The following is a 22,523-nucleotide window of genomic DNA, read 5'->3' as shown; positions in this document are numbered from 1 at the left end:
ACTTTGCGCTATGCGCGCACCGTCTTTCATGGCACAAATGGCGCTCTCAGCACCCTAGCGCGACATCGCCCTTCGGGACCCCTTCAAAGGCCTCACATGACCGAACCCGCCCGGCAAACCATCGCCGAAAACGAGCCTGCAACCGCGAACGAGTACGGCGCAGAATCGATCCGGGTGTTGAAGGGCCTGGATGCCGTGCGCAAGCGTCCGGGCATGTATATCGGCGACACCGACGACGGCTCCGGCCTGCACCACATGGTCTACGAGGTCGTCGACAACGCCATCGACGAGGCGCTCGCCGGTCATGCCACCGCGGTCGAGGTCGTTCTCAATCCCGACAATTCGGTCACCGTGCGCGACGACGGCCGCGGCATTCCCGTCGACATCCACAAGGGCGAAGGCGTGTCGGCTGCCGAGGTCATCATGACCCAGCTGCATGCCGGCGGAAAGTTCGACCAGAACTCCTACAAGGTGTCGGGCGGCCTGCACGGCGTCGGCGTCTCGGTCGTTAACGCGCTGTCGAGCAAGCTGCTGTTGCGGGTCTGGCGCGACGACAAGGAGCATCTCATCGAGTTCGCCCATGGCGACGCCGTTGCGCCGCTGAAGGTGGTCGGCGAGGCCAAGGGCAAGCGCGGCACCGAGGTGACGTTCCTGGCCTCGACGGAAACATTCAAGAACGTCGAATACGACTACGCGACGCTCGAGCATCGTCTGCGCGAGCTTGCCTTCCTCAACTCCGGCGTCAACATCGTGCTCTCCGACATGCGCCATGCGGTCGAGAAGCGCGAGGAGATGCATTACGACGGCGGCGTCGAGGAGTTCGTCAAATATCTCGACCGCAACAAGAAGGCGATCGTTCCGGCGCCGATCATGGTGCGCTCGGAGGCCAACGGCATCACGGTGGAAGCTGCGCTGTGGTGGAACGACAGCTATCATGAGAACGTGCTGTGCTTCACCAACAACATCCCGCAGCGTGACGGCGGCACCCACCTCGCCGGCTTCCGCGGCGCGCTGACGCGGCAGGTGAACGGCTACGCCGAGGCCAATGCGAAGAAGGAAAAGATCGCGCTGACCGGCGACGACTGCCGCGAGGGTCTCACCGCGGTGCTCTCGGTGAAGGTGCCGGATCCAAAATTCTCGTCGCAGACCAAGGACAAGCTGGTGTCCTCGGAAGTGCGCCCCGTGGTCGAGAACGTGCTCAACGAGGCGCTCGCCGCCTGGTTCGAGGAGCATCCGGGCGAAGCCAAGGTGATCGTCGGCAAGGTGATCCAGGCCGCCGCCGCCCGCGAGGCGGCGCGCAAGGCACGGGAATTGACGCGCAAGAATCCGCTCAGCGTCTCGTCGCTGCCGGGCAAGCTCGCCGACTGCCAGGAAAAGGATCCGGCCAAGTCCGAGCTGTTCATCGTCGAGGGTGACTCGGCCGGCGGCAGCGCCAAGCAGGGCCGCAACCGCGAGTTCCAGGCGGTGCTGCCGCTGCGCGGCAAGATCCTCAATGTCGAGCGCGTGCGCCCCGACAAGATGCTGTCGAGCGAGCAGATCGGTACCTTGATCACCGCGCTCGGCACCGGCATCAGCGACGACTTCTCGATCGACAAGCTGCGCTATCACAAGATCATCGTGATGACGGACGCCGACGTCGACGGCGCCCACATCCGCACGCTGCTGCTGACCTTCTTCTACCGGCAGATGCGCGAGATCATCGATCGCGGCCACCTCTACATCGCCCAGCCGCCGCTCTACAAAGTCACGCGCGGCAAGTCCGAGCAGTATCTGAAGGACGAACGGGCGCTGGAGGATTATCTGATCGGCACCGGGCTCGACGATTGCGTGTTCAAGACCGCCGAGGGCGAGGAGCGCAAGGGCCGCGACCTGCTGGCGCTGGTCGAGGAGGCGCGCCTGGTCCGCAACATCCTGCGCAACCTGCACACCCGCTACGACCGCAAGGTCGTCGAGCAGGCCGCGATCGCCGGCGTGCTGCGCCCGGACATCACCCGCGACATCGCCACCGCGGACGCCGCGGCCGAGTATATCGCCAAGCGGCTCGACGTGCTTGCCGACGAGGTCGAGCGCGGCTGGATCGGCCATTTCGTCGAGGGCCAGGGTTTTACGTTCGAGCGCACCGTGCGCGGCGTCAAGGATGTCGCCGTGATCGACGACGCGCTGCTCGCCTCCGTCGATGCCCGCAAGCTGGACGACTACGCAGCCCGCCTGCAGGAGGCCTATGCCAAGCCCGGCACCTTGCGCCGCGGCGACATCCAGACCGTGATCCACGGCCCGGTCGATCTGTTCGAGTCCGTCATCGATGCCGGCCGCAAGGGCGTCACCCAGCAGCGCTACAAAGGTCTTGGCGAGATGAACCCGGAGCAACTCTGGGAAACCACGCTCGACACCGAGGCGCGGACGCTGCTGCAGGTCAGGGTCAAGGAGGTCGACGAGGCCGACGACATCTTCACCAAGCTGATGGGCGACGTCGTCGAGCCGCGCCGCGAGTTCATCCAGGACAACTCGCTGTCCGCGAATGTCGACGTGTAAGGACGGGCGGTGCTGGTCTAGACCGGCCCGCTGGGCTCGGCTTTGCCGGCAGGGTCCACGGCATTCTTGAATTGCGCGACCGCGTCGCGGATCCTGCCGAGAACGTGGCTCGCAGCTTCGACCGAGGGGCCGGCCTTCGACGCATCGAAGTCGCCGTAAACGGCGTTTCTCGCCCGGTGACGCATCCTCATCAGCTCGAGCAGATCGAGGCGAAGTGCAGCGTCGAACATCGCTGGCCGTCCTCTGTCGCCTTGCATCGGTCTTGAGACGCGATCGATGAGATCCTTGTGCCACGCATCTCCGGATGGGCTGGTCTCGCCGAGGATATCGAGAACGCGTGTAATCGCCTTCTCCAGCAAGGTGTATCCCGTCTCCATCCCGTGCAGGAATGCATTGGACCGCTCCCATGCGAGATCCGGATCATTGGAATCGAAGCCGCCCCGCTCGAAAGTTCGCAGCGCCATCCCGAGTTGGGTCACGGCAGCGTCCAGATCAGCCTCGACGTCGCTCCAGCGGTCATCGCTCATGGAAGGATCACCGCATGATCAGCGATCCGCGCGAGAAGCCTTTCACTGGCCAGCGATTTGAGATGAATGTCGGCTGGCAATTCATGGTGACGACAGAGGTCCTCGACCAGTTCGACGGCCTCGACCTCGTGCGCGGACGGAACATCGACGATGACGTCGAAATCGCTGTCGAACGACAGCCGCTGCTGCGCAACCGACCCGAAAACGATGAAGCGGCCGCCGCAGCGTTGCGCGAAGGTTTTCAGCTCGGCCATGACAGCGGCCGCCGCCAGCCGCCGCCGTGCGGTCTCGCGCGCCTTGCGTTCCGATATTGTGACGACACCGGTCATGGCAGCTCCTGAGCCGCAATATCAGCATTCCTGCGGCCCAACACAATGCCTCATCGGACCGGAGCCGCACCGGACAACACCCGGGATCCGTGACTTGACCGCGCCTTCCATGTTATTGGCATTTGCGATCCGGGCCCCACTGTGGCGGGTCGCCCCCTGGCAAACAGTCATCTGAGGACGGGTTTTCGCGCATGGCGCCCATTCAATACATCGTCGAGGGCGGTCACCGGCTCAAGGGCGCGATCGAGCCGTCCGGCAACAAGAACGCCGCGCTGCCGATCATCGCCGCGGCTCTGCTCACCGACCATCCGGTGACGCTCGACAACGTGCCGCGCATCCGCGACACCGAGACGCTGGTCGAGCTGGTGCGCTCGGTCGGTGCCTCCGCCGAATGGCGCGGCCGCAACCGGCTCGCGATCCACGCCAAGGACATTCGCGCCGCCGACCTCGATCCGGATCTATGCGCGCGCATCCGCGCCTCGATCCTGCTCGCCGGCCCCCTGCTCGCCCGCTGCGGCGAAGTGGCGCTGCCGCCGCCGGGCGGCGACGTCATCGGCCGCCGCCGCCTCGATACGCATTTTCTCGCCTTCGAGCAGCTCGGCGCCACCGTCACCGCGACCGACAAGATCGAGCTGCGCGCCAGCGGCCTGAAGGGTGCCGACGTCTTCCTCGACGAGCCCAGCGTCACCGCCACCGAGAACGCGCTGGTGGCGGCGGTGGCCGCGCACGGCACGACGTATTTGCGCAACGCCGCCTCCGAGCCACACGTGCAGGACCTCGCGCATTTCCTGGTTGCGCTGGGCGCCAACATCGAGGGCATCGGCACCAACACCATGGTGATCCACGGCGCCAGCACGCTCGGCCAGGCCTCCTACGCGATCCAGCCCGACCACATCGAGGTCGGCTCGCTGATCGGGCTGGCCGCGGTGACGCGCTCACCGTTACGCATCGTGCGCGCCGGCACCGAGCATCTGCGCTCGATCCGCATGGGCTTCGAGCGGCTCGGCATCGTCTGCGAGGTCGCCGGTGATGATCTGATCGTGCCCTCCGACCAGACCATGAAGATCAAGGACGATTTCGGCGGCCACGTGCCGAAGCTGGAGGACCAGCCCTGGCCGGCCTTCCCCGCCGATCTGATGTCGATCGCGATCGTCACCGCCACGCAATGCGAGGGCGTTATCCTGATGTTCGAGAAGATGTTCGAGTCGCGGATGTTCTTCGTCGACAAGCTGATCTCGATGGGCGCCCGCATCGTGCTGTGCGACCCGCACCGCGCCATCGTCGCCGGCCCCAGCCAGCTGCGCGGCGCCCGCGTCGTCTCCCCCGACATCCGTGCCGGCATGGCCATGCTGCTCGCCGCGCTCTGCGCCGAGGGCACGTCTTATATCGACAACGCCGACCAGATCGAACGCGGCTACGAACGCATCGACGAGCGCCTGAACGCGCTGGGCGCGAAGATCACGCGGGTGCCGGAGCGGGGACGGTAGAGAGGTTCACGCGGACCGATCCGTCTGCACGCCCGCAAGCACCTGATCTCGTCATAAGATGTCGATCCGCATCGCAAAGGCCAATACAGCGCCCTCTCCCCTTGTGGGAGAGGGCATCAGCGGCCCATCTGCGCACTCACTCGGGTGAGGGGTCTCTCTCCACTAGCGACTCTTGTGGAGAGAGACCCCTCACCCGACCGAGCCTGCCAAGCCGGCACAAATGCCCTCTCCCAAAAAGGGAGAGGGCGCATTCACGCGCAACGTGGCTCCGCTCGATCTGATTGTCGAGCCCGCAAAGAGTGCCGCATACGCCCGCTCCCATCGTCGTCGTCAGCGGTCAATAGGCATGCATTGTCTCACCAGATGTGTGGTGCCGACGAGTACAATTCATTGTAACGTTCTGACCTCGTCCTCCGTCCAGTCACGCCTTGCCTCTCGTCTCGATGTCGCTCACACACAAATCGATCTGCGCCCTTCTGACACGCGATGATACCGAGTCGCTGACCTTGTTGCGCGGCGCGGCGGCGTCGGCCGACCAGTTCATTCGGCGAACCGCCGTCGAAGTCATCGGCCGGCATGCCAGCGGCCGAAACCTCAGCGACGCGATCTTGCGTGCCCTGGCCGATCAATCCGAGTATGTCGTACGCGCAGGCTGCCAGGTTATCGAAGATTGGAGATGGGATGCTGCTCACGACGCTATCTCGAACCTGATCAAGAGCCCGTCCGGATCCACGCGACAGGTGTCGATCCGCACATTGGGCGCGATTTGGCGTCAGTCGGATTTTCAGCCGGTCTTTCAAATCTATAAGACGGACGCGGAGACCGAGGTTCGGCGCGAGGCCGCGTGGACCCTTCGAAACAACGTCTCCAGCGCGGATTGGCGGCGCTTATTCGACGCCTTCCGCACCGACGCGTTACCTCGACATCGTCGATGGGCGTGTGATCTCGCCAGCACGTTCGGACATTCGGACGTCGTTCCCTTCCTCAACCCGCTCTGCACCGATCGCGATGGCCACGTGCGAAAGGCGGCTGCGAAGGCCATCGCTGCTTTAGAGGGGCACAAACTCCCCGCGGTTGATGCTGTCGACGTCAACGTTTAGGCGCTCCATGGACGACATCTTCCATCTTCTCCCACGCAGCAAGAACGACATCGATGGTGCACGGGCCGTCGTGCAAGCTGGCTATCCTGCAGTCGCCCCTATACTCGGCGAACTAACGGTTTGGCTGAAGGATTACAACTGGCCCGTTGCTCACATCATCGCCCCATTCCTGTCGTCGATCGGTACCGCGATGGTGCCGCACATCTGGCATGTCTTGAAATCCGACGATCACGTCTGGAAGTATTGGATTATCGAGTTGCTGATTCCCGGCCTTCCGCAAGACACCGCGCTCGAATTTCGTCCGGAGCTCGAGCGCCTCTGCTACTCTTCAAGCAATGCCGAGCGTCGTGAGGAGCTCGATCAGCAGGCAAGCCAAGTCCTCGCTGGCTTCGGTTGGGCATGATGTGAAAAAGCGGGCCCAGACGCGCCACCCGTCATACAGGAACGACCAGCCTTCGAGGCGCACGCATGACGATCAACGAGATCACTCCCGATGTCGACCGTGACAGATGGCTCGCCGGTGCTGATTTCGCCGATGCCTTCCGCATCACGGTCGACGGCGCGGTCCTCGATGCCCGCACCGCGGCTGAGCGCATGCTCGGTCACGCGCCCTGGTGGATGGCCGCGCTCCTGAAGCTCCGCAATGGACTGGTCCGGCCGTTCGGTCTCAAGACCTCGGGCGCCGACGCTCGCCGTCCGGGTCCCATGATCGGGATGTTTCCGGTGATCGACGAAACGCCAGCGCAACTGGTGCTCGGCTTCGACGACAAGCATCTGGATTTCCGCGTTCTGGTCGACGTTGTCCCGTTGAACTCGACCTCGCAGGTGACGGCGACCACCCTGGTCCAGACCCACAACGCGCTCGGCCGCGTCTATCTCGCCGTCATCACGCCGTTTCATCGCCTCGTGGTGAAGGCCATGCTCCGGCAGATTGCCGCACCCGCTTGACTGGCCTCCGCCAATTTTCACTTTCCCGAATTTTTCGCTTGCGCAAATTCCGCAAATCAGAAACAATGCCGCCATCCCGTCCTCGTTGAGAGGGACGCTTCGCGATCGTCACGAACGTTGGGGGTGGGATGCGATGGATGCGGCGGCTTTCAGCGCGCGCTCGGGGCAACTCGAGTCGGTGCGTGGACGAAGGAGCGGTCGCATACGGCGAAATCGTATGGTCCTGGCCTCCCGACGCTGAGGTCAAGCCGGCGAACGATCTGTCGGTGACGGTGGCCAACAAGCCCGGCGCACCGGGGAGAGTACGTATAAGCCGTTCCAACCATTGCGCAGGGAAGGCCGGTTGTGCGGCCCACCTGTGGTGACTGCCGCCTGCTACTTCTTTTGCAGGCGGGCCATGGGTGTGGTCAAGCACCCGGCCTTCCCTGCGCCCTCTCACTTCCGAGGGGCACTGGTCGAGCAAAGCTCGGGCGCGAAACGTGCCGCGAGATCGCGGAGTCACGCATGCGGCGACAAAGACAAATCAGTGCCGAAGCGCGCCATGCCGCGCCATGACATCGATGGGGGTCGTCCCGACGATCCAAGCGCCCGCGCCGCACCGTCCCGCCGCCGAACATGCCGCTGTGATGTGCATGACGCCACGGGGCCTGCTATAGCGCCGTTCATGACCTCGACAACAGGAACCGACCACGCGCCATCAGCGCTGACACCGCCTCTCGCACTCGAACTGTGGGACACCATCCGTCTTGCCGCGCCGATGGCGCTGACGCAGCTCTCCCAGATCGCGATGATGTCGACCGACCTCGCCTTCATCGGCCGACTCGGCGGCGACCCGGTCGCAGCCGCAGCGCTGGCCGGCACGGTCTATTTCGTCGGGTCCACGTTCGGAATGGGCCTGATGTCGGCCGTCGCGCCGCTCACCGCGCAGGCGTTCGGCGCTGCAGATGCAGGCCTCGTCCGGCGTGCGCTGCGCGTCGGCCTGTGGGCCGGCCTGCTCGTCGCGCTGCCGATCATGCTGATCGCGCTGAACGGCGAAACCATCCTGCTCGTGCTCGGGCAGGCGCCCGGCGTGGCGCGCCTTGCCCAAGACTATCTCGCCGGCCTCGCCTGGGGCATCGCGCCGATGCTGTGGTTCATGGCGCTGCGCAGCTTCATGGGCGCGGTCAATCGCCCGGAGCCGGTGCTCTGGATCACGCTGACCGCGATCCCGCTCAATGCGCTGCTGGTCTATCCGCTGCTGTACGGCCATTGGGGTTTTCCGCAGCTCGGCCTGACCGGCGTCGGCCTTGCGACCTCCACCGTGAACCTGGCGACGTTTCTCGCCGGCCTGTGGTTCGCGACGTTCCGCCCGCCGTTTCGCGACTATCGCGTGCTCGCGCAGCTGGGGCGGATCGACTGGCGGCTGATGCGGCAGCTCCTCGTCATCGGCGCGCCGATCTCGCTGTCGTTCCTGCTCGAATACGGCCTGTTTTCCGCTGCGGCCATCCTGATGGGGCTGATCAGCACGCCCGCGCTCGCTGCGCATCAGATCGCGCTGCAGATCACCGCGATCCTGTTCATGGTCCCGTTCGGCATCAGCATGGCCGCGACCGTGCGGGTCGGCCATGCCGTCGGCCGCAACGACGCGCATGGCGTGCGTCGTGCCGGCCTGATGGCGATGCTGCTCGGCCTCGTCCTGGCCGTGCTGTTCACGCTCGGCATCGTCGTCGCACGGTTCGAGATCGTGCGGCTGTTCCTGGGCGCGGGCATCGTCGACGCCGATGCCACCGTGGCGCTGGCGGCGACCCTGCTGCTCGTCGGCACCACCTTCTTCATCACCGACGCGCTGCAGAGCATCGCGGTGGGCGCGCTGCGCGGCATCAAGGATACGCGCGTGCCGCTGCTGCTCGCCGTGCTCGGCTATTGGCTGGTCGGCTTTCCCGCGTCGTATGCGCTGGGATTCCACACCCCGCTCGGCGCCGTCGGGATCTGGATCGGGCTGTCGGCCGGCACCACGCTCTATGCGGCGCTTCTGGTGCTGCGCTTCCTGCGGCTGTCGCGATGAGCAAGCTATGCACCGGCCGTGTCGGACGTCTCCTCCGGCTCCGCCCGGTGCGTCTTTCCGCTCGATGCCCCCGCCCATTCGGCGACGACACGCTCGAGATCGATCAGGTTCTGGCGCATCTGGTCGAGCGAGAAGCCGAGCGCGAAGAAGCGCTCGGCGGCGTCACCGGGCAAGCCGCGGGTGAGACCGTCGCTGCGGACGGCGGCGACCGCCTCGGCATAGGCGTTGACCGCAACATGGACCGGCCAGATCGCCGGCGGGCCGGAGCCGTTGCGAATGGCGGCGGCGCAGCCGCGCAGGTAACCGGCAATGGCGTCGCTGACGCGGGTGACCGGTCCCGACAGGCGCGCCTGCAGCTCCGACGGCAGCGGCACCACGCTGGCGCGGCCGATCATCACGACGTCGTGCCGCAGCCGCAGGATGGTCCGCAACAGCGGGCCGGTGTCGGCGCCCGACGACAGCCGCGCCGAACGCTCGCGCTCGGCCTCGGCGCCGGTGGCATTCAATTCGCTCAAGGCCGTGCCGATGCCGTCCTGGATCCGATGCAGCGCGTCGTTGTCGCGGCCGCGCGAGAGGCCGGCGAGCAATTCGGTCATCGCCGCGGCGATCAGCTCGAGCAACCGCCCCGCTGCGCTGCGCATCTGCACATGGGCGCGCGAGGGCAGCACGATGAACGAGACGACGAGTCCCGTCAGCGCGCCGACGGCGACCTCGAACACACGGTCGACGGCCGAGCCGAGCCCATCGAGCTTGCCCATGGTCGGCACCAGCAGCACGATCACGGACGTCACCGTCGCCGCGTTCAGGCTTGGATTGATCGCTGCGATGAAGGCGAGCGGCGTCACCGCCAGGATCAGCATGCCCAACAATTGCAGCTCGCCGGAATGCGGAATGAACACGGTGATGGCGCCGCCATAGATCGCGCCGCCGATGGTGCCGAACATGTAGTCCCGCGTCGCCTTCAGCGAGCGCCCGACGCTGCCTTGGGTGACGATCAGCGACGTCAGCACCGCCCACAGCGGCAGCTTGAGCTGGAAGGCGGTGGCGATGGCGAAGGCGAGCGTTGCCGCCACCGTGCCGCGGACGGCCAGCGCCATATGTGGCTTGCGGGCGCGCACCCGGCCGAGCAGCTCCTTGAACGACGCCATCAGTCAATCACCTCGAAAAGCACCGGCGCGATCCGGACATGGCAGCTTCCCACCGGGGCCGACCCGCTTGAAAGGCGGAATCAGTCTGCCTACGCTGGCCGGCAATAAGAGCGAGGAAACACGATGGCCCAGGAAACTGCAACGCTCGCCGCCTATGTCGCCGAGCTGAAATATGACGATATTCCGCCCGAGGTGCTCGATCGCGCCAAGGTGCTGACGCTCGATTTTCTCGGCAGCGCCATCCGCGCCCGCCGCGAGGCGGAATCGACGCCGTCGGTAATCAACATGCTCGCGGCGCTGAAGCTGGATGCGGCGGGCGAGGCGACCGTGTTCGGCGATACCAGGACCTGGACGCCGGCGGTGGCGGCGCTGCTCAACGGCACCATGGGCCATTCGCTCGACTTCGACGATACTCACGCCGATTCGTCGCTGCATCCGAGTGCGCCGGTCGTACCCGCCGCCTTTGCAATCGGCGAAATGGTCGGCGCGTCCGGCCGCGAGGTACTGACGGCCATCGTTGCCGGCTACGAAGTTTGCTGCCGGCTCGGCAACGCGCTCGACCCGACCTCGCACTACGCCCGCGGCTTCCACCCGACCGCGACCGCCGGCACCTATGGCGCGGCGGCGGCCGCCGGCAAGCTGTTCGGCCTGTCCGAGCAACAGCTGATCTACGCCTTCGGCGTCTCCGGCAGCCAGGCCGCGGGCTCGCTACAGTTTCTGGTCAACGGCGCGTGGAACAAGCGCTATCAGGTCGGCGCGTCCGCGATGAACGGCGTGATCGCCGCGACGCTCGCCAAGAACGATTTCGTCGGCGCAGTCGAATCCGTCGAGGGCAAGCATGGCCTGCTGGTCGGCTACACTGACACGCCGCATCACGAAAAGGCGGTGGCAGGGCTTGGCACCACCTATGAGACGATGAAGATCGGCGTGAAGCCGTATCCGAGCTGCCGCTATACCCATGCGGCGATCGACGCCATCGTCGCGCTGCGCCGCGAGCACAATCTGACGCCGGACCAGGTCAAGCGCGTCGAGATCGGCCTGCATCGCAACGGCATCACCTTGACCGGCGATGCCACGACCAAGCGGCACCCGACCTCGATCGTCGGCGGCCAGTTCTCGATGTTCTTCACCGGCGCGCTGGCGCTCGACCAGGGCCGCTTCGGCTGGGACGACTACACCAGGCTCGGCGACACGGCGATCAATGCGCTCGCCGACAAGTTCGATGTCGTTCAGGACGACAGGCTCGAGGTCGGCCGCAGCCATCCGTTCGGCGCGCGCGTCACCATCACCACCGAGGACGGCGTGCATGAGCGGCTGCACGACGATCCCTCGGGCGAGCCGACCTCGTTCCCGTCGGCGCAGGCGATGAGCGACAAGTTCATCACGCTGGCGCGGCCGGTGCTGAGCAGCCGCGCGCAGGACTTTGCCGACGCGATCCTTTCGCTGGAGCGTTTCGAACGCGTCGCGCAGGCGACGGCGCTGGGGAGGGCCTGATCCACGCGTCACTCCCCCCGCGTCGCCGCGATCACGTCGCTCACGAGCTGCGCCACGCCGTCGACTTCCGGCGGCCAGTTCACGGTGCGGCCGAAGCGGGCGATGACGAGGCGCTCGGAGGGGATGACGATGACGTACTGACCGAGCGTGCCCTTGGCGAAGAAGGCATCTCGCGGCCAGCCATGGGAGATGCGATAGTTGGCGCCGAAGCTGTCGCCGCGGTTGGTCCAGAAGCCGGCGCCGATGCCGACGAAGGCGTTCGGCGTCGGCGTGCTGACATGGTCGACCCAGCCCTTTGGCAGGATGCGGCGGCCGCCGACCACGCCGTCGTCGAGATACAGCTGGCCAAGCCGCGCCCAGTCTCGCGCCGAAGCCAGCATCTGGCTCGATCCGTCGGGGGTGCCGGCTGAGTCGAATTCGAGCGTGACGCTGGTCATGCCGAGCGGACCGGTCAGCTCGCGATTCGCAAAACGCAACACGTCCGCAGCGCCGCCGCCCGCGGCATCGCGGATGAGACGAGAGAGGATGACGGTGTTGCCGTCGTGATAGTTGAACGTTGCGCCAGGGGGCGTTTCGAGTGGCATGGATTCGGCGAATGCCGCCCGGTCCGGCTCGATGAACTTCATGCGGTTCACGGGCTCCAGCGCCGACAACAACGAAGCCTGCAACGAGCTGCCGAGCGCCAGCCCGGCGGTGTGGCGCAGCAGATGATCGACGGTGATGGCATGGCGCGGATCGCTCTCGTTTGTCCACGCTGCGACCGGCGCGGGCCGATGCAGCGCGAGCTTGCCCTGGCGGACGAGGATGCCGATCAGGGTCGCGGTCATGGATTTGGTCGCAGAGAAGCCGAGCAGCGGCGTGTCCAGCGAGACGCCCGGCGCGTAGCGCTCGGCAATGACCTTGCCGTCCTTCAACACCACGACCGCATGCGTGTGCCGGAACGGCGGCGCCTCCGGCTCGGCAAAGGCGCGGTCGAGCGCGGCGGCGAGGCCCGGACTGGCCGGCGCCACGACACGCGGCGGGGCGATATCGGACAGCAGCGCGGGCTGCGGCTGGGCGGGCCGTGCGGTTGGCCACTCCTGCGCTTCCCCATGATCCATATGGCAGCCGTACCCGTCGCGATACACGGCATGGCTGCGGCCGAGCCCGAGCAGCGAGACGGTGACATCCTTGGCCTTGCGATCGACGCGGATGTCCATCGCCCAGCTCAGCAGGCCGGCGCCGGGCATGGCGGCCTGGGTCTCGGACAGCACACCGTCCGGATCGAGGCCGGAGACGAACGTCTCCGAGCACAGCACGCCGGCGATGAATCCGGTCGCGACCTGGGGCACGTCGCGGGCCCGGGCAACGCCGATGGCCAGGGTGGTCAGGGTGACGGTCGAAACGAACACGAGCAGCAGGCGGCGGCGGGTCATGGGGAGCTCCGGCAGATGGACCTGCCGGACCCCACCGCAGCGGCGGCCGCGCCGCTCGCCGATTTCGAAACAGGCGCCAGCCGGAACTGCGATCGACCTCGCCGATTTCGAAATTCATTTGCGATTTCAACGCCGCAATCATCACGCGGCGGACAGCCTCATGCGCCGGTACTCCGTCGGCGTCACGCCTGTCTCGGCCTTGAAGGCGCGGTTGAACGGTCCGAGCGACTGGAACCCGGCGTCCATCGCGATGGTGATGACGGGCACCTCGGCCTGGGCCGGGTCGGCGAGCGCGGCCTTCGCCTCCTCGATACGGTGGTTGTTCAGGAAGGTGTTGAAGTTGCGATAGCCGAGCTCGCCATTGATCAGCCGCCGCAGCCGGTATTCGGGGATCGACAGCCGGCTTGCCAACATGCCGATGGTGACGTTCTCCTGGCGGTAGATCCGCTCGTCTGCCATCAGTCGCATCAGCCCGTCGACCAGTCTGCGGCTGACCGCCGCCTCGGCCGCGCTGGCAACCCCTGGCCCCGCTGCCACGCCCGGCCTCTCGACAGGCGCCGCCTCCGGGGCGAACACGTCGCCCGCACCGACCTTGAGCAGCATCAGCGTGACGGCCGCGACCACGGCCGCGAGCATCGCCGCGTTGATCACATTGCCCAGCTCGGACGGACCGCCACCGGTGGACGCGATCTGCAGCAGCGCATTGGCGCCGCCATAGGCCATGGTCGCGATGACGACGAAGGCGCGCACGCGCCGCCGTCCCTCGACGAGATCCGCAGACCACGAGCGGACGGTCTGCGCCAGGGTCAGCCCGAGGAAGCCGATGGCCAGCGCATTGTTGGCGATGACGACGAGCCGCCCGTGACCCGCAGGCCCCAGCATGAGGCAACTCGCCAGGCTGAAGCCGAACACCGCAAGCCAGATGAGGCCGTGGTGCCAGCGCAATGCGAAGCCGTCATCGAACAGCGCGCGGCAGAACAGCCAGAGCACGACGATATCGGCCGTCGCGAGCGCGATCAGCGGCGCGAAGGCGAGCGACGGCGCCGCCGTGCCGCCGATGTTGAACGTCGCCGCATGCGCGGCCGAGCCGAGCGCCAGCGCGATTGCCAGCCGTCCAGTCAACCGCTGGCCGAGGTCGCGCCACATCGACACCGCCAGCACGGCGAGCAGCGCGATGGCGGCAGCGCGGAGCGCGAGGTCGAGACTTTCGAGCGGCATCAGGGCGGATCCATCGTCGGCTGCGGAACTCTAAGCCCGTTCAAATCTCCCGGCAAACACCGCGACCTCATGCCCTGCCCTCGACTTCGCGAAGCTGCTAAGCTCGACCGACCACATTGCAGGAGCGCCCCATGAGCTGGCCATCGATCGATCCCGAATTCGGCGATCCCGCCTCCTGCGATGCGCTGGAGCATGTCATCGTACCGCGCACCCGCGATCTCGGCGACGGCTTTGCCGTGCGGCGGGCGCTGCCGCATGGCCGTCGCCAGATGGTCGGCCCGTTCATCTTCTTCGATCATTTCGGCCCGGTGCAGTTCGTCTCCGGCAAGGGCATGGACGTGCGGCCGCATCCGCATATCGGGCTCGCCACCGTCACCTATCTGTTCGACGGCGCCATCATGCATCGCGACAGCGAGGGCAACGTCCAGGAGATCCAGCCCGGCGCGATGAACCTGATGACCGCGGGCCGCGGCATCGCGCATTCCGAACGCACCCCGGATGTCCAGCGGCAGAACGGCCAGCAGATGCTGGGCCTGCAGAGCTGGATCGCGCTCCCCGTCGAGTCCGAGGAGATCGCCCCGAGCTTCCAGCACTACGCCGCCGGCGCGCTGCCGACCGTCACCGACACCGGCTTCTCCGCCCGCATCATCGCCGGCAAGGCGTTCGGAAAGGCCTCGCCGGTGACGATGGTGTCGCCGTGGTTCTATGTCGAGGTGACGGCGCAGGCGGGCACGGTGGTGCCGCTCGATCCCGACCACGAGGAGCGCGCGATCTACATCGTCGACGGCGAAATCGAGATTGCGCGCGAGCGCCACGAGGGGCCGCGCCTGCTGATCTTCCGCCCGGGCGACGCGATCAGCGTGCGTACGGTCAAGCCGACCCGGATGATGTTCCTCGGCGGCGACGCGCTCGAAGGGCCGCGTCATGTCTGGTGGAATTTCGTCTCCTCCAGCAAGGAGCGCATCGAGCAGGCCAAGCAGGACTGGAAAACCGGCCGCTTCGCCGCCGTTCCCCAGGAGCACGAGTTCATTCCGCTGCCGGAATAGGCTATTGCGGTCGCAACGCTCCCGTTTCGAAAGCCAGATCCGATGACCACGCTTCTCGCCAGCAATCTGCCGCTCCCGAAGATCGGCCGCGGCAAGGTCCGCGACATCTATGCCGTCGGCGACGACCGCGTGCTGCTGCTGACCACCGACCGCATCTCGGCCTTCGACGTCGTGATGAACGAGACCATCCCGATGAAGGGCGCGGTGCTGACGCAGATCTCGGCCTATTGGTTCAACGCGCTCGAAGGCGTCGTGCATCACCACATGATCTCGGCCGATACGGATGAGATCATCGACGCGGTGCCGGAGTTGAAGCCGCATCGCGACGAGATTCTCGGGCGCGCCATGCTGTGCAAGCGGACCACGGTGTTCCCGATCGAATGCGTCATCCGGGGCTATCTCTCCGGCTCGGCCTGGAAGGAATACGCCGCCAGCGGCACGCTCGCCGGCGAGCAGCTGCCAGCAGGGCTCGTCGAGAGCCAGAAGCTGGAGCCCGCGATCTTCAGCCCGGCGACCAAGGCCGAGACCGGCCATGACGAGAACATCACGATTGCGCGCATGCGCGAGGTGGTCGGCGACGACACGGCGTACACGCTGGAGAGCATGACGCGTGCGGTCTATACGCTCGGCGAGACGCTGGCGCGTGAGCAGGGCATCATCATCGCCGACACCAAGTTCGAGTTCGGTCGCGACAAGGATGGCCACATCATCCTGATCGATGAGGTGATGACGCCGGACTCGTCGCGGTTCTGGGCTGTCGACGCCTATCAACCGGGCCAGCCGCAGCCGAGCTTCGACAAGCAGCCGCTGCGCGACTATCTCGACGCCGAGCGCCGTGCCGGCCGCTGGAACGGCGACGCCCCGCCGCCGCCTTTGCCGCAGAGCGTCGTGGATGCGACCAGCCAGCGCTATCTCGAGGCGTTCAGGCGCGTCACCGGGCATGAGCTGAGGATCTGACGACATCAGGGCCGAAGCTGAACTGATCACAGCCGAGCTCGCCCTCCCTCGCATCCGTCCCCGGCTCGATATCGGACGCAGGCTCTCGTTCTCGCAGCATCGTTTGCCCGAGCTTTGCGGATCGATCTCGCCCTGGAAAATGCCGAGGGCGCAGGGAAGGCCGGGAGCTGGCTGCTCCCATGGCCCGCGTGCGAAAGAAAAATGCACGCGGCGGTCACCACAGGTTCAGCCGAGACATCCCGGCCCTCCCTGCGCGATGGGTTTAACGTCTGCTCCGAGCTCTCCCCGGGGACCGGGCTTTCTTGCCCCCGTCGCCTGCGCGCCACGTCCTGTCGAGGATCATGTCGCACCGGCTTGGCGCCAGCATCGGGGCGCCAGGACCACACGGCTTGAACGTCCGCAAGCTGTCCATCGTCCAGCGCATCAGCACCTGACAGACCCGCGGCCACCGCTCCCCGCCTCTACGTATCGTGACGACGCGTACGCCCCTCTGCATGAGGTCGGGATGGGCGCATCAAATCATGATTTCGGAAAAATCGCAAGCACAAAATCTCGCCTTAGTGAATCGCAATTGTTTGTTCCGCTAACATCGTTCTTCGCGCGAACGCGACAAATGTCTGGCGAGAAACTCGCTCAGCGCCTCGATCCGAGCCGGCCGCACATGCGCGGCCGGCGTGATGAAGTACAGCCCGCCGCCTGGGAGCTTCCAGTCCGGCAGCAAGATCTCCAGCCGCCCTTCGGCGACGTGGGGATCGGCGACGAAGCACGGCAGCTCCGCGATGCCGATGCCGTCCAGCAATGCGGGTAGCAGCGCATCGATGTTGGTCACTGACAGCGGTCCGGTCGGCGTCACCGCGGCCTCGCGGCCGTCGGCGTGAGTCAGGTGCCAGGTCGCCGTCCGGGCGCGATAGGCGTAGCCGAGGCAGTGATGGGCGTTCAATTCCGCGGGGGTCTGCGGCCGGCCGTAGCGGGCGATGTAGCCCGGCGATGCCACCAGGAAGCGTCCCATCGGGCGCAGGCGACGGGCGATCAACGACGAGTCCGGCAGGGCCGCGATCCGCAGCGCGGCGTCGAAGCCGTCGCCGATCAGATCGACGGCGGCGTCACTGAGATGCAGGTTGAGCGTGATCTCAGGGTATTCGCGGACGAAGGCGGGCAGCAGCGGGCTGACCTTGCGCAGGCCGAACGACATCGGCACGGCGAGATTGATGGTGCCGCGCGGGCGGCTGGACAGTTCGCGCGCAGCGCTTTCCGCCTCCTCGGCCTCCCGAAGCATGCGCGCGCCGCGCTCGGCGAGCGTCCGGCCGAAATCGGTCAGCGCCACCTTGCGAGAGGTGCGGTTGAATACCCGCGCGCCGAGCCGGTCTTCGAGACGGGTGATGGCCCGGGAAACGGTTGCCACCGACAGGTTCAAGGCGCGAGCAGCGCCGGCGAAGGAGCGCTCCTCGGCGACCCTCGCCAGCAGCGCCAGGCCTTCGAAATCGGGTAACCGAGTGCTCGACATCGATTTTCCTGCAACGATGACTTTCAACTGTTTCTATATCGAAACACCGGACCCGTCGCCATCTTCTGTTGGTCAGCACAACAGGAGAGACCATCATGACCCAGAAGCTCAGCGGAAAAATCGCCATCGTCACCGGCGGAACCAGCGGCATCGGCCTCGCCACCGCCAAGCGCTTCGCCGCCGAGGGCGCCCAGGTCTATATCACCGGCCGCCGCAAGCCGGAGCTGGACGCCGCCGTCACCGCGATCGGCCGGAGTGCCACCGGCGTGCAGGCCGATGCGACCAAGCTCGCCGACCTCGATGCGCTCTATCAGAAAGTGAAGCAGGATGCCGGACGCATTGACGTGCTGTTCGTCAATGCCGGCGGCGGATCGATGCTGCCGCTCGGCCAGATCACCGAGCAGCAATATGACGACACGTTCGACCGCAACGTGAAGGGCGTCCTGTTCACGGTCCAGAAGGCACTGCCGCTGCTGCGCGACGGCGCCTCGGTCATCCTGACCGGCTCGACGGCAGGGACCGAGGGCACGCCCGCCTTCAGCGTCTATAGCGCCTCGAAGGCTGCGGTACGCGCCTTCGCGCGCAACTGGATCCTCGATCTCAAGGACCGGCGCATCCGTGTCAACACGTTGAGCCCCGGCGCCACCAAGACGCCCGGCCTCGTCGAGCTCGCCGGTCCCGACGCCGCGCAGCAGAAGGGGCTGCTCGACTATCTCGCCTCACGTATTCCGCTCGGACGGGTCGGCGATCCCGACGAGATCGCCAAGGCGGCGGTGTTCCTCGCCTCGGACGATTCCAGCTTCGTCAATGGCGCCGAATTGTTCGTCGATGGCGGACAGGCGCAGGTGTGAAGCCCCGCCGTCGAGAACAACGCGTTACAACGCTCGACGCCGCGTGCACGAAAGCGCGTTGCACGCGGCCCTCTCGGCCTATTGCAGGAGTAAACCATGTCGAACTCACCAGACGACTACGATCGTCTCCTACGATCGAACCTCAACCGCGTCTTCAATGAGCGCGATGCGGCGAAGCGCGCGGACGCGATCGCCGAGCTTTTCGTTGAGACCCCCGTCATGTTCGAGCCGACCAACATTGTCAGCGGTCGCGCCGAGATTTCACGCGTGGCGGGAGAGCTTCTCCAACAATTCGGGCCTGATTTCACCTTCGTGCCCGTGGGCAGCGCCGTGGGTCATCATGGCTTGGCGCACCTGGCTTGGCAGGCGGGCCCGAAGGACGGCCCGATCGCCGTGACCGGCGCCGACGTGGCCGAGATCGTCGATGGTCGGATCGCACGGCTCTGGGTGTTGCTCAACGCGGCCGCTTAGGAGTGATTGCGGCGTTCATCAGAGATGAGAGAGCCGTAGGGTGGGCAAAGGCGAGAGCGCAGTGCATCTCCGTCCGAGCTCGCGGTGACGCCGTGCCCACCATCTTGCGGATGCGCCCGCTGAGCGACGGTGGGCATGCTGCCGCCTGCGGCGGCTGCTTTGCCCACCCTAAGAGGTATCAACTACTCCTCGAACCCGACGAACACCGTCGCGTCCTTCACCGACTTGCGCTCGGACACGACGGCATTCGCCGGGAAATCGTGGTCCGGCCAGCCGAGCGCGATGCTCTTCATGATGATCTGGTCGTCGGCGATGCCGGCGTGCTCGCGGACCACGGGCGACTGCATGATGCCCTGGCTGTTGATGACGGCGCCGAGGCCGCGCGACCAGGCGGCGTTGACCAGCGCCGTGGTCACGGCGCCGCAATCGAACGGCGTGTCGTCGCTGCCGTCGAGCACGCGGTCATAGGTGACGATGATACAGACCGGTGCGTCGAACTGGCGGAAGCCGCGCAGCACCCAATCCTGCCGCTTGTCCTTGTCGTCGCGCGCGATGCCCATGGCCGAGAACAATTGCTTGGCGACCTGCACCTGGCGGTCGCGGTGATGGCCTGCGAACGGCTGGCCCGTGCGGAATTCACGCGACTGCGGCACGCCGGCGACCATGCGCTCGGTGTTGCCGGCGCGGATGCGATTCAGCGGCTCGCCGGCGATGACGTAGAAATTCCAGGGCTGGGTATTCATCGACGACGGCGCGCGCATCGCAAGCGTGATGATCTCTTCGATGAGTGCGCGCGGCACCGGATCGGGCTTGTAGCCGCGGATGCTGCGGCGGCCGAGGATGACGTCGTCGAATTCCATGTGCGTGATATTCCTGCCCTGAGTTTGTTTGGTCGCGATCTTCGCGGCTTTTGAGTTCCGGCGCAAGATTGACGACCGCCAGCCGCGCCTTGTCGCGCGCTATCGCGTCACCATCGACGCAATCATGCGCGCCAGATCCAGGGGACTTTCCACCAGGCGGTCTGCGCCGGCGGCTTCCAACTCATCACGGCTGCCATAGCCCCAGAGCACGCCGAGACTGCGCAGTCCCACCGCGTGCGCGCCGGCAATGTCGTGGCGGCGATCGCCGATCATGACGCCATCGCGCGCAGAGATATTCCGCATCGAGAGAATATGCGCGAGCAGCTCGGGCTTGTGGTCGAGCGCGCCCGACGGCACCGAGCCGTGGATCGCTGCGAACAACGAGGCGAGACCGAGATGCTCCAGGATACGCCGCGCGAACACCTCTCGCTTCGAGGTCGCGAGGTATAATTGCAAACCGGCGCCGTGCATCTCCTGCAGCGACTCGCGGATTCCCGGATAGAGCGCGCAGTCGAACAGGCCAATGTCCCCATAATGCTGGCGATAGGCCAGGACGGCCGCGTCGACCTGGTCGTCGCCGACGGGGTCGTCGCCATGAGCCTGCAGCAGCGCGCGCAGCATGTCCTGCAACGGCGGGCCGATGAAGACGGTGACGTCGAGTGTGTCGTCAGGCGCATGCCCGAGCGACCGCAAGGCGGCCCGCGCGCTCCCGGCAATGCCGGGGCGCGAGTCGATCAGGGTGCCGTCGAGATCGAGCAGGACCGCGTGAAGCTTGGACATGGCCGAGCATAGCGCCGGACGACGAAAGGGCAACTTCGTCATCGTCCCGACGAGTGGGCGTTCCGTCACGGAGCCAACGCGCATTGGGACACGAGGAAGCTCAGCCGTTCAGGTTAGGCTTTAGCCGGCCTCCTGTTTTGAAGCGAATGATCGGATTGTCGAGGTCATCATTGTTGAGAACGACATCCGCCATCTCAGCTGGATTACAGTTATCTTCATAAAGATCAAAGGCAGGCCCATAGCGTTCCGCGTAGAGTTTGAGGGCGACCTGCTCTCCGAGACGATCTCTGTCACGCCCTAGGCCCCTCGAGTCAGAGATCCCGCGCGAGGTTTCGACGAAGATCACGACGTCCCAATGGCTCCTCAGCTCCGGCCGTTGCAGGAAGGTCCCATCGACCAGCAGCACAGCATCCACCGGCGCCAGCTCGGAAGGCTGCACGATCGCCAGATCGAGTCCGAGGTCGAAGGATGCCGTCCTGTAGAGGCGGTTGCCACCGGGCGCTAGCGGCTCCAACAACAGGGTCCTGACAGCAGAAAGATCGCGAGCGTCATTATAGTAGCCGGCAGCGGAGAACCGCCCCCGAGCATAGCGCTCAGCCTTCGGACGGTGAAACCCATCGATCGATGTTCTGATGACAGGACGGCCGCTTCGCTCGATCAGCTCAGCTAACTCGTCCGACAGAGTCGTCTTGCCCGACGCCGTTCGGCCATCGACAGCCATTCTGATCGGATGGCTCATCTGAAGCCGCGAAATCTGACGCGCCAGATGCCGCAATGTCGTCATGCGATTTGAACTCATCGACACCTCGATCCGTACTAATCATAGCGTACCGAACACCCATTCGAGCGCGGCATTCTGCGCGTGCAGCAGGAACGCCTTGGCCTGCACCGACCGGCACGCCTGGTGCAGCATGGCGTCGCCAGAGACCTCCTGGCCCCGCGTGACTGGTGGGCAAGGCAGGAAGTCCAGGTTCGGCCGAAGACTATCCAGCACCGACGCCGTGATCTGATAGTCCTGCAGCACGCTGGGTTCCTCATCCCTCGGCCAGCAATCCGTGACGATCACGTCGGCGTCCTGCAAGGCGGCGAGATCGGTCGTGACGTGGAAGCGCGGTGACTCGCCCTGCGCGTGCCATCGCGCCGGATAGACCTGGACGACGTCGATCGGAAGCACCTGCGCGGCCTCGATCCAGGAGCCGAGGATGTTGGCGGCCGGCGCCACCACGGCGATCTTCAGGCCGTCGATGGTGCCGCGGCAATGCCACAGGAAGGCGAGGTCGCCGAGCGTCTCGCACGGATGGTTCTGCCGCGTGCGCGCGTTGACCACCGGCGCCTGCGCCCAGTGCGACAATGCATAGAGCATCTCGAGCTCCGGCGTGCGGCAGACCACGGCATCGAACCAGTTGTCGAGATAGGCGGCGAGATCCTCGACCGCCTCCGTCGCGTTGAGACGGATCGGCGCGTGCACGCAGAGACCGCCCATCGCCTGCACGCCGAGATCGAAGGCCGTGGTGTTGCGCCAGCCGCCGTCGTCGACCACGAGCGCGATGCGCCGGCCCGCGAGCGCTTGCGGCATCGCGCGCGCCTGCCAGCAGGCGGCAAGTTCCTGCGCTCGCACCAGCATGCCAAGGATATCGGAGCCATCGAGGTCGCCGAGGGACAGGATGTCACGATCGCCCGTCATGCCCTCTCACCACGTCCCGGGGTCACGCAGATCGATTTCGAAGCCCTCTCGTCCGCCATGCGCCGTCCGCAATTGCCCTCGCCACAGCAGCAGCATAACCTTCGCCAAAAATCCAGGGAAGGAACCGC

Annotated in this window: 21 protein-coding genes; 11 read left to right on the top strand and 10 right to left on the bottom strand. The window is 66.0% G+C overall.

Going from position 1 to position 22,523, the window contains the following annotated elements:
* The first annotated feature begins 96 nt into the window (after positions 1–96).
* Positions 97–2,532, top strand: coding sequence for a DNA topoisomerase (ATP-hydrolyzing) subunit B (gyrB, locus tag HL666_RS14120; protein WP_172110527.1), 2,436 nt, complete (start codon positions 97–99; stop codon positions 2,530–2,532).
* A 17-nt stretch (positions 2,533–2,549) separates the two neighbouring features.
* On the opposite strand, the gene HL666_RS14115 is transcribed toward gyrB, so the two are convergent.
* Together HL666_RS14115 and HL666_RS14110 are read right to left on the bottom strand one after the other, a co-directional pair.
* Positions 2,550–3,059 carry a ribonuclease toxin HepT-like protein gene (locus tag HL666_RS14115; RefSeq protein ID WP_172110528.1) on the bottom strand — a complete coding sequence of 170 codons (510 nt, stop codon included), beginning with the start codon at positions 3,057–3,059 and terminating at the stop codon, positions 2,550–2,552.
* Positions 3,056–3,388, bottom strand: a complete 333-nt coding sequence (locus tag HL666_RS14110; RefSeq protein WP_172132498.1) for a nucleotidyltransferase domain-containing protein — start codon at positions 3,386–3,388, stop codon at positions 3,056–3,058. The genes HL666_RS14115 and HL666_RS14110 overlap by 4 nt, the downstream gene beginning before the upstream one ends.
* Before the next feature lie 191 nt (positions 3,389–3,579).
* Here HL666_RS14110 and murA point away from each other — a divergent pair, with 191 nt between their 5' ends.
* From murA to HL666_RS14085, 5 genes are all read left to right on the top strand, one after another.
* On the top strand, positions 3,580–4,875 hold the full coding sequence (murA, locus tag HL666_RS14105) for a UDP-N-acetylglucosamine 1-carboxyvinyltransferase (RefSeq protein ID WP_172181986.1): 1,296 nt from the start codon (positions 3,580–3,582) through the stop codon (positions 4,873–4,875).
* Between the two features lie 428 nt (positions 4,876–5,303).
* Positions 5,304–5,975 carry a HEAT repeat domain-containing protein gene (locus tag HL666_RS14100; protein WP_172181984.1) on the top strand — a complete coding sequence of 224 codons (672 nt, stop codon included), beginning with the start codon at positions 5,304–5,306 and terminating at the stop codon, positions 5,973–5,975.
* A gap of 7 nt (positions 5,976–5,982) precedes the next feature.
* Positions 5,983–6,378 carry a DUF5071 domain-containing protein gene (locus HL666_RS14095; RefSeq protein WP_172181982.1) on the top strand — a complete coding sequence of 132 codons (396 nt, stop codon included), beginning with the start codon at positions 5,983–5,985 and terminating at the stop codon, positions 6,376–6,378.
* Positions 6,379–6,443: 65 nt separating this feature from the next.
* On the top strand, positions 6,444–6,923 hold the full coding sequence (locus tag HL666_RS14090; protein ID WP_172132502.1) for a DUF2867 domain-containing protein: 480 nt from the start codon (positions 6,444–6,446) through the stop codon (positions 6,921–6,923).
* A gap of 664 nt (positions 6,924–7,587) precedes the next feature.
* A complete protein-coding gene (locus tag HL666_RS14085) occupies positions 7,588–8,967 on the top strand; it encodes an MATE family efflux transporter (protein WP_172132503.1) in 1,380 nt (459 codons plus the stop codon).
* A 5-nt stretch (positions 8,968–8,972) separates the two neighbouring features.
* Here HL666_RS14085 and HL666_RS14080 read toward each other — a convergent pair whose 3' ends face one another.
* A complete protein-coding gene (locus tag HL666_RS14080) occupies positions 8,973–10,115 on the bottom strand; it encodes an FUSC family protein (protein ID WP_172181980.1) in 1,143 nt (380 codons plus the stop codon).
* Between the two features lie 123 nt (positions 10,116–10,238).
* On the opposite strand from HL666_RS14080, the gene HL666_RS14075 reads away from it, so the two are divergent.
* A complete protein-coding gene (locus HL666_RS14075; protein WP_172181978.1) occupies positions 10,239–11,609 on the top strand; it encodes an MmgE/PrpD family protein in 1,371 nt (456 codons plus the stop codon).
* Between the two features lie 8 nt (positions 11,610–11,617).
* Here HL666_RS14075 and HL666_RS14070 read toward each other — a convergent pair whose 3' ends face one another.
* On the bottom strand, positions 11,618–13,024 hold the full coding sequence (locus HL666_RS14070) for a serine hydrolase domain-containing protein (protein ID WP_172181976.1): 1,407 nt from the start codon (positions 13,022–13,024) through the stop codon (positions 11,618–11,620).
* Positions 13,025–13,165: 141 nt separating this feature from the next.
* Entirely contained in the window at positions 13,166–14,242 is a 1,077-nt protein-coding gene (locus tag HL666_RS14065; protein WP_172181974.1) for a helix-turn-helix domain-containing protein, read from the bottom strand.
* A 131-nt stretch (positions 14,243–14,373) separates the two neighbouring features.
* Here HL666_RS14065 and HL666_RS14060 point away from each other — a divergent pair, with 131 nt between their 5' ends.
* Together HL666_RS14060 and HL666_RS14055 are read left to right on the top strand one after the other, a co-directional pair.
* Entirely contained in the window at positions 14,374–15,288 is a 915-nt protein-coding gene (locus HL666_RS14060; protein ID WP_172181972.1) for a pirin family protein, read from the top strand.
* A 42-nt stretch (positions 15,289–15,330) separates the two neighbouring features.
* On the top strand, positions 15,331–16,245 hold the full coding sequence (locus HL666_RS14055) for a phosphoribosylaminoimidazolesuccinocarboxamide synthase (protein ID WP_172110540.1): 915 nt from the start codon (positions 15,331–15,333) through the stop codon (positions 16,243–16,245).
* A gap of 583 nt (positions 16,246–16,828) precedes the next feature.
* On the opposite strand, the gene HL666_RS14050 is transcribed toward HL666_RS14055, so the two are convergent.
* Positions 16,829–17,749 (bottom strand): LysR family transcriptional regulator, encoded by a 921-nt coding sequence (locus HL666_RS14050; protein ID WP_172181970.1) that lies wholly within the window; start codon positions 17,747–17,749, stop codon positions 16,829–16,831.
* Positions 17,750–17,844: 95 nt separating this feature from the next.
* On the opposite strand from HL666_RS14050, the gene HL666_RS14045 reads away from it, so the two are divergent.
* A complete protein-coding gene (locus HL666_RS14045) occupies positions 17,845–18,600 on the top strand; it encodes an SDR family NAD(P)-dependent oxidoreductase (protein ID WP_172132510.1) in 756 nt (251 codons plus the stop codon).
* Positions 18,601–18,696: 96 nt separating this feature from the next.
* Positions 18,697–19,071, top strand: coding sequence for a nuclear transport factor 2 family protein (locus HL666_RS14040; RefSeq protein WP_172113507.1), 375 nt, complete (start codon positions 18,697–18,699; stop codon positions 19,069–19,071).
* A 182-nt stretch (positions 19,072–19,253) separates the two neighbouring features.
* Here the strand turns inward: HL666_RS14040 and HL666_RS14035 are convergent, their stop codons facing one another.
* The 4 genes from HL666_RS14035 to HL666_RS14020 all read right to left on the bottom strand — a co-directional run bounded on the left by HL666_RS14035 (position 19,254) and on the right by HL666_RS14020 (position 22,329).
* Positions 19,254–19,931: a nitroreductase gene (locus tag HL666_RS14035; RefSeq protein ID WP_172132511.1), complete on the bottom strand. Its 678-nt coding sequence runs from the start codon at positions 19,929–19,931 to the stop codon at positions 19,254–19,256.
* Positions 19,932–20,030: 99 nt separating this feature from the next.
* The gene (locus tag HL666_RS14030) at positions 20,031–20,711 is read right to left on the bottom strand and encodes an HAD hydrolase-like protein (RefSeq protein WP_172132512.1); all 681 of its coding nucleotides are present in this window, start codon (positions 20,709–20,711) and stop codon (positions 20,031–20,033) included.
* Between the two features lie 100 nt (positions 20,712–20,811).
* The gene (locus HL666_RS34705) at positions 20,812–21,510 is read right to left on the bottom strand and encodes a nucleoside/nucleotide kinase family protein (RefSeq protein ID WP_210261901.1); all 699 of its coding nucleotides are present in this window, start codon (positions 21,508–21,510) and stop codon (positions 20,812–20,814) included.
* Positions 21,511–21,531: 21 nt separating this feature from the next.
* Positions 21,532–22,329: an ornithine carbamoyltransferase gene (locus HL666_RS14020; protein WP_311975763.1), complete on the bottom strand. Its 798-nt coding sequence runs from the start codon at positions 22,327–22,329 to the stop codon at positions 21,532–21,534.
* Positions 22,330–22,523: the final 194 nt, after the last annotated feature.

The sequence above is a fragment of the Bradyrhizobium aeschynomenes genome, assembly GCF_013178945.1.
Lineage (GTDB): Bacteria > Pseudomonadota > Alphaproteobacteria > Rhizobiales > Xanthobacteraceae > Bradyrhizobium > Bradyrhizobium aeschynomenes.
The sequence above is the reverse complement of the archived record's forward strand: the minus strand, read 5'-3'. Positions and strand labels throughout refer to the sequence as shown.